The following is a 7,572-nucleotide window of genomic DNA, read 5'->3' as shown; positions in this document are numbered from 1 at the left end:
ACATCAATGCCCTACGGGCAAGGTTCATCGACAATTGCCCAATCCATATTCTACCGTTGACGGGAGTGACACAACGATGCTTAATGGATATTCTATGGCTGACCTAATAAGTTCTCTAAAGCTATAACTATGATATGGCCTGTTTCTTCTCTGAAAAAATGTGGTCCTATTCTGCAAGAAATCAACAAGTAAAGCTTGTACCTTTGCCACCCTATGGTGGAAAAATTACCGCACGATTCAATTGTTCCGTTTAAAGAATCTGAGGCTAATAAAAAGGCCCAGGTTGCGGACATGTTTGATAAGATCGCTTTTCGTTATGATTTTTTGAACCGCTTTTTAAGCGGGGGCATTGATATTACATGGCGCAAAAAGGCAATTAAAGAACTGAGAGAGATTAAACCGAAGAAAGTTTTGGATGTTGCAACGGGGACTGCTGATGTAGCTATCATGATGCAGAAGTATCTAAACCCTGATAAAATTGTTGGCATAGATATTTCTAATGGAATGCTGGAACTGGGGCGGAAGAAAATCGCAAAAGCTTTGTTAAACGACAAAATCGAGCTTCAGCAAGGCGATAGTGAGACAATAAACTTTCCTGACAATTCGTTTGATGCGGTGACCGTAGCTTTTGGAGTTCGCAACTTCGAAAATCTGAGAAAAGGTCTTGATGAGATGTTGCGCGTTTTAAAACCCGGGGGCAAACTGGTGGTTTTAGAGTTTTCAAAACCAACCGTTTCAGGATTTAAAGGTTTGTACAAGCTATACATGAATCTTATTGCCCCAGGTGTTGGTAAAATGATCTCCAAAAACAAGGATGCCTACCAATATCTTAATGATTCCGTTCAAGCTTTTCCCCAGGGCCAGGAATTTGTGAATATTTTAAATGAAGAAGGGTACGTTGATACCTACTTAAAAAAACTTACGTTAGGAATATGTACAATTTATTGCGGCAAAAAGAAAGACGGCTAAGGATCCTACCTCTGGGAATTTTTTTATTGCTTTTTTCTATTACCGCTCAGTGTCAATTGCGTGATCGCTTAAACCTTCCTGATAATGATGATAAGCGTTATACGATAGGCATTATCTTAATGGGAACACAGAACAGGTTCCAGATAAGTCAACACCCACAATTTTTAGCAACCGATAGTGTTCTTACAAGTAATCCAATTACTTCGATGGGTTTAGGAATTGGTGGTATGCACACGTTGCGTTTGTCAAAAAGATTTGAGGTGAGGGCAGTTTTTCCGCAATTGCTATTTGTGAATAAGACGCTTTCATACACGTTGAAATATCCTGAATCGGGCGAATCGACGACTACAACCAAAAATGTGGAATCCATTTTGCTTGGCTTTCCTGTGCAGTTAAAATTGAAATCGGATAGGATCGACAATTTCCGTGTATATATGTTTGCGGGCGCAAAATGGGAATATGACCTTTCTTCCAAAGCGCAGGAAAAAAATGCAGAGCAGTTTGTGAAGCTTAAATCTTCGGATTTTGGAATTGAGGCTGGTTTGGGATTCAATTTTTACATGCGATATTTCATCTTATCGCCTGAATTAAAAATAAGCAATGGCATTTCGAATGTACATAGTCGTGATCCGGATTTGAAGTTCTCCAATGTGATCGATAAAATACAATCAAGGCAAATAATTTTCTCACTGATATTTGAGGGATGATTTGTATTCATCAGATTTCAGGATTAACGACATTGAGATAGCGAAATTTGATTAAACGAGCCTTGTGCTCGTTTTTTTCTTGCGTGGATGCTCCATTTTTCTCTTTCACATTTTTTTAGCATTTTCATTTTAAACACGGTGCTGTTTTTGAGTCAAAGATGTAGCTAAAATAATACGCTATGAAAAAGTTACTTATGTTCGGACTGATTGCTTTAGGTTCTATTACTTATGCAAAAGCTCAGGTTTCAGTAAATATAAATGCAGGTGTTGTTATAGGTCCTCGTCACGGTGTTGTATGTGCGCCGCCGGTAGTTTATCAAAGGCCTCCAGTGAGAGCGTACGTACCCGCTCCAGTGGTTTATGTAGCACCGCCACCGCCCGTGTATTATGCACCGGCACCAGTATACGTAGAAAAAAGAGTTTATTACGATGACCGTTGCGATAGGGGCCACGGACACGGACATGCCTACGGACACAACAAAAGTTGGAAACGTGGATGCAGATAATAATAGAGGGGTTAATGAGGGATGGCCGTCAGTTCTGACGGCCATTATTTTTAAAGTAAAAATTCAGAAGGCAGGAGCAAACACGCATCAGCCAACATTAGATCATCAATAACGTGGCTGCGATTATGCCTGCGGTTTCTGTTCTCAATCTTGTATTTCCCAATGATACCGGGATGAAGTTGTGGCCAATTGCCAGGTCGACTTCTTCCTGCGAGAAATCACCTTCGGGACCGATCAAAATTATTTGGGAGGCGTTTGTATCAACGACTTTCTTTAGCTCGCTTTTTTCACCTTCTATGCAATGTGCAACAAACTTTTTTTCCGGGTTTGCAGATTGAATGACAGCAGCCAGTTTCTGAGGTTCGGGCAGTTCGGGTAGCCAAACTTGTTGACTTTGTAGCATTGCACTCACAAGAATGTTTTTCATTCTGTCATGGCGGAAATGTTGCTTTTCTGTTCTTTCGCTTAAAAGAGGAATGATCTCGCTGATGCCTAACTCTGTTGCTTTTTCTAAAAACCATTCAAAACGGCTGGCGTTTTTTAAAAGCGATATTGCGATGGTTGCTTTGTTTCTCTTAGCTTCTGTGTAAACCGATTCTTTTACTTCAACGGTGCACTTCTTCTTGTGATCGTCGATAATCGTCACGGTGAGCAAACTTCCTTTTCCATCTGTAAGCTGCAACATCTCTCCTATGTGCATGCGCAAAACCTGCACAACATGCCTGGAAGTTTCTTCCGATAAAACGATCGTCTTTTGATTGGGAGTATACTCTGAAAGATAAAAGAAGGGGAGCATGTTAATTAGTCAATTTGAAAATTTGAAAATTTGAAAATGCTTTTTTATGCGCCTTTGACTAGAATTCGCGGGCTGTTTCATTTTCAAATTTTCAAATTAGCATATTCTCAAATTAGAAAGGCGCGTCGTCGTCGAGATCCATGTTGTTCATTTTGCTGCCGAATTGGTTGTAGAGTTTTGCTCCTCCGCCAGCACCGGCGTCATCGCCGCCACTGTCGCCAACCGGTTTCCAGCTACCACCGCCAGATGGAAGGCCACCACCAAAGTCGTCCTGCTCCATTTCAACGAATTTTTGAATGTGCAGCAAGGCTTTCAGCTTAATTGTTTCGAGCGAACCGTTACGGTGTTTCGCTATCTTGATGTGGGTTTCACCTTTATTGGCTTCGCCCATTTCATTTTGATTGATATCGTAGTACTCCGGACGATAGATGAACATAACCATGTCGGCATCCTGCTCAATGGCTCCGGACTCACGAAGGTCACTCAACTGAGGGATCTTGTTTCCATCCTTACGGCTTTCTACCGCACGACTCAACTGGCTCAGTGCGATGATGGGTACGCCCAACTCTTTTGCCAGCTGCTTGAGTGAACGCGAAATCTGGCTGATCTCCTGTTCACGGTTGGTATTTTTTTCACCACCACCACTCATCAATTGAAGGTAGTCGATGATGATCATTCCGATGTTATGTTTATTCTTCAACCTGCGGCATTTTGCGCGCAATTCGAAGACGTTCAATGCAGCAGTATCATCAATGAAAAGGGGCGCCTGCGTCAGTCTCTGGATACCCTTTGCATAAAGTTGCTTCATCTCATATTCTTCCAGTTTACCCCGGGTAATTTTTTCGAGCCAAATTTCACTTTCTGCGGAAAGAATACGTGTTACCAACTGAGCGGCACTCATCTCCAGACTGAAAAAAGCAACACCTGTTGGCTTGGTAGGGTGAAGCGCTGCAGAACGGGCAAGGTTAAGGGCGAATGCGGTTTTACCCACAGCCGGCCTCGCCGCGAGAATGATCAAATCCGTTGGCTGCCATCCGTATGTCACTTTATCCAAAGATGTGAATCCGCTTGGTACCCCACTAATCTCTTCTGTGCGGTGACGCATGTCTTCGATACGCTGTATCGTCTTTACCAACACAGAATCAATGCTTTCAAAGTTCTTTTTCAGATAGTTGTTGGTTATCTGGAAAAGCTTGTCTTCCGCTTTATCCAGCAACTCGAAAACTTCTGTTGAATCTTCGTAGGCGTCGCCGATAATTTCACCGCTGATGCGGATCAATTCCCTTTGAATGAATTTTTGAACAATGATACGGGCATGCGCTTCAATGTTAGCGGATGACACAACCGTATTGGTGAGCTTGGTAACGTAGTAAGGGCCTCCAATAACATCCAATTCTCCTCTGAATTTCAGCTCCTCTACTACGGTCAATATATCTATGGGCTGGCTTTTTTGTGCCAAGCCGAGCATACATTTAAAAATTCTCTGATGGGCGTCCAGATAAAAACACTCGGGTTTCAGGATTTCAATTACCACATCAAATGCACCTTTTTCGAGCATAACAGCACCCAGTACAGCCTCCTCCAGTTCTTTCGCCTGGGGTGGCACTTTGCCATATACCATTGTGCTCAGGTCTACGGATCTTTTTCCTCGTTGCTTGCGATCTTTTAGGTTAGTTAATTCCATGTTTTCAGAACAATAAATGTTTTAACCATTGATTTTGAAACCAATGACTAACGGGTTGTCGTGTTCAGCCTATCTTTTTACTCTTGGCGTTCTTCTCGGTTTTGGTGGCGTTGTGTTCCTTAAGAAATTGTTATGGCAATATGAACAAAATGTTATCCCAGTAAGTCAGGACGGCGAATATAAACAGCAATGAGCCGAATGAAAAAATTTTTTAAATGCTTAAGTTGTACTATAGTAATGCACACACTTATGCACAGCAAACTCTGGCTTATACACATCAAATCATCAGTCATACACAATTTAAAAAAGTTTTCCGTTCTTTTCGAAACTTAATTCACACGTGTTGTGCGTAAATAAAAGGGCTCCATTTATTGATTTGGGTGTGTAAACTACAGGATGGGACTTTTACGATAAATCGGACAAAAAAGACAGGTGATAATGTCGAAAAGGCGTTATCGGCACACCATTTCACATATATCATTTTTTCAAAATATCACAGAAACACAGAAAGCACAGGTATTTAGGGTTTATGATAAAATTCAAAACTGAATGAAAGGCAATGGCATCAAGTCTTTATGATATTTCAGCCGATATGTTTAGAAACTTACCAAAACGTTTTGAGACGGCTTTTAATGCGGACTGATTGCTTTTTGAAATGGCTTCAAAGATGTGTGGCTCTACAAGCACCTTATCTTTTTTTAAAGTCCGTTTCCAGTTCCCTTCTACGTGGCCGTTAACAACGATGGTGGGATTAAATATGCCATTATTGGTCGCAATATGACTGAGATACTTTTCGTCCACAACCGTGGTTCTGTCGGCATATCCCATTAAATACTCATCGAAAGCAGGTAGGAGATATAGTGATTGCTTCTTTTTAAAATCGGGCAGTTTTTTTGGTAACCAATAAGCGTTTCCGCCGATTGTTTTTTCCTCGAATTTGTCGTCGACCATTGCAAAGGCAGCTTTGGCTTCTGTGAGGGGAAAACCGGACCACCAAACGAAATCTTTAAGTGAGGATGGTGCATGGCTGGAAAGGTAACGTTCGGCTAACATTGCGAGCGCTTCCTCTTTCTTTATCGCCTTCGTGGCTGGCGCCCACTTATCGAGCAATGTGTGAGTGAACTGTTTCCCGTTTCTTTCTCCGAAACAGATTAGTTTGTCAAGCGACGCTCTTAATAAGATGAAGTTCATGCGCAGATCATTGGTTGCAATTCCCTTTTTGTTCAATATGGCTGCAAGTTCTGTGCGGGTTAGTTGTTTCCCGTTACGCAAGGCTTTTTCAATCGTCGAAAAGCTTTTAGAAAGAACGGCACTATCAAGCTCCAAGCGCTTGAAATGGCTGGCGTACAGGGTGTTCAATCTTGGAGCGATCAGTGACAAAATCCAGTGAATGTCTGCCGCAGCGAGAAAATGGAGGGTTCCGCGTAATGCCCATGTGCGCACGATGGTTTTTTGAGCTATTGCCGCCTCAATATCTTCATCGGTGGCCTCAGGCAAACGTAATCCAATGGCCCATTTTGCGGCTGCATAGTCTTGCGCCTGCATGGCACCAAGCGCAGCAACTACATTACCAGCGTTCGCATATGGCTGCTGGCTGATCAACTGATTGTGAAGCCGGAGATATTTGAGATCTGAAATTGTCATGGCAATTAAAAGTAAAAAGTCAAAAAGAAAAAGTCAAAACTGGAACCGAGCACTTGTTTTCTACACAAAGAAAATGGCAGTTTGTGACAACGCTATGTCAGTAGTATAAAAAAAGAAAACCCGGACATTATCCGGGTGCTAATTTTCTATCGTGATGGCGATTATTTTGCCGGGACAGATGAACGCGTTACGGAGTAATGCTTTAGTGTTTTTATAGAAAGTTCATCGTTCTCTGCAATAACCAACTTATAAGGCTTGAAATCGCCGCTGTTGTCTTTAAATCCGATGATGCAGGAATAGGGATCTGTGCCTTGTTTCAGGACAGGACGAGGCGTATATCCAAGATTGGGAAATGTTATCGTGTCGGCTCCGGTTACTTCCTGGTATTGCATTTCCACCTTGTATTTAAACGTATATTTTGTTTCGTACAGTTTTACGCTGAACTTCCATTTGTTCAAGTTGTCCGCCACCGGCTTTTCAAAGGCCATTACGGGTTTGGCATTTACGGTAGAGCGCTTTTCCGGAATCTCCTTAATGGTTTCTTTTTTTGCCGTGCTATCTGCAGAGATGGCTTTCGTGTTACCATTGGTGTTATTACATGCAATAGCCATGTAACAAAGGCTTAGAATCAAGATTATTTTTTTCATAAGTTGAACGGTAAAGATATTAGTTTTAAATTTTCGATCAGATGGCCTTAAATATTTCAAAAACTGCGCCATTTGTGTGCGAAAAAGTAGCCAACTTTTTCGCTTCGGAAATTACCTGTCGAAAAAGAATACCCCATTGTCCAGTTTGTAAACATTCGATTGTATCTATTGAAACAATTAAAACTTATTACAATGAAAGATTTTATTTTCTTATTCAGAGCTGACTACAAAGATCTTGGACAAGCTTCACCTGAACAGATGCAGGCGAGAACACAAAAATGGATGGATTGGGTCGGCAGTATCGCAGCACAAAACAAATTGAGCAGCCGGGGTAATCGTTTAAATCCCGCGGGCAAAGTTGTAAAGAAAGGAAATGTGGTAACAGACGGACCTTTTACAGAGATCAAAGAATCTGTTCTTGGCTACATTGTGGTGAAGGCAGAAACTATCGATGAGGCTGTTAAACTTTCAGAAGGTTGTCCAATCCTTGCATCTGACGGAACTTCCGTTGAGGTGAGGGAGTTTGACGTAATTTAGTCACTGAAATAATTTCGAGGGGCGAATGCGATCGATGCAACGGGTGATGCAATTCGATGCAATGGGCGAATGCGATTCGCCC

8 protein-coding genes are annotated in these 7,572 nt (G+C 41.9%); 4 read left to right on the top strand and 4 right to left on the bottom strand.

Translation table 11 applies throughout. The features are described from left to right. Nucleotides 1–195 precede the first annotated feature (195 nt). The 3 genes from ubiE to KTO63_RS05835 all read left to right on the top strand — a co-directional run bounded on the left by ubiE (nt 196) and on the right by KTO63_RS05835 (nt 2,182). Entirely contained in the window at nt 196–969 is a 774-nt protein-coding gene (ubiE, locus tag KTO63_RS05845; protein ID WP_232373036.1) for a bifunctional demethylmenaquinone methyltransferase/2-methoxy-6-polyprenyl-1,4-benzoquinol methylase UbiE, read from the top strand. Then, the gene (gene porT / locus KTO63_RS05840) at nt 933–1,676 is read left to right on the top strand and encodes a type IX secretion/gliding motility protein PorT/SprT (protein ID WP_217790289.1); all 744 of its coding nucleotides are present in this window, start codon (nt 933–935) and stop codon (nt 1,674–1,676) included. Before ubiE ends, porT begins: the two co-directional genes overlap by 37 nt. 179 nt (nt 1,677–1,855) lie before the next feature. Further along, complete coding sequence (locus tag KTO63_RS05835; protein ID WP_217790288.1) at nt 1,856–2,182, top strand: hypothetical protein; 327 nt, start codon at nt 1,856–1,858, stop codon at nt 2,180–2,182. Between the two features lie 97 nt (nt 2,183–2,279). On the opposite strand, the gene KTO63_RS05830 is transcribed toward KTO63_RS05835, so the two are convergent. The 4 genes from KTO63_RS05830 to KTO63_RS05815 all read right to left on the bottom strand — a co-directional run bounded on the left by KTO63_RS05830 (nt 2,280) and on the right by KTO63_RS05815 (nt 6,953). Further along, nucleotides 2,280–2,978 (bottom strand): RsmE family RNA methyltransferase, encoded by a 699-nt coding sequence (locus tag KTO63_RS05830; RefSeq protein WP_217790287.1) that lies wholly within the window; start codon nt 2,976–2,978, stop codon nt 2,280–2,282. Nucleotides 2,979–3,090: 112 nt separating this feature from the next. Next, a complete protein-coding gene (gene dnaB / locus KTO63_RS05825; protein ID WP_217790286.1) occupies nt 3,091–4,662 on the bottom strand; it encodes a replicative DNA helicase in 1,572 nt (523 codons plus the stop codon). A gap of 573 nt (nt 4,663–5,235) precedes the next feature. Next, nucleotides 5,236–6,306 (bottom strand): winged helix DNA-binding domain-containing protein, encoded by a 1,071-nt coding sequence (locus tag KTO63_RS05820; RefSeq protein WP_217790285.1) that lies wholly within the window; start codon nt 6,304–6,306, stop codon nt 5,236–5,238. A gap of 161 nt (nt 6,307–6,467) precedes the next feature. Further along, a complete protein-coding gene (locus KTO63_RS05815; protein ID WP_217790284.1) occupies nt 6,468–6,953 on the bottom strand; it encodes a hypothetical protein in 486 nt (161 codons plus the stop codon). 192 nt (nt 6,954–7,145) lie between these two features. Here KTO63_RS05815 and KTO63_RS05810 point away from each other — a divergent pair, with 192 nt between their 5' ends. Next, entirely contained in the window at nt 7,146–7,490 is a 345-nt protein-coding gene (locus tag KTO63_RS05810) for a YciI family protein (protein WP_217790283.1), read from the top strand. The last annotated feature ends 82 nt before the right edge of the window (nt 7,491–7,572 follow it).

It is taken from the genome of Pinibacter aurantiacus (assembly GCF_019130065.1).
GTDB lineage: Bacteria > Bacteroidota > Bacteroidia > Chitinophagales > Chitinophagaceae > Pinibacter > Pinibacter aurantiacus.
Note: the sequence above shows the minus strand (reverse complement) of the source record. Positions and strands in the feature narration are given on the sequence as shown.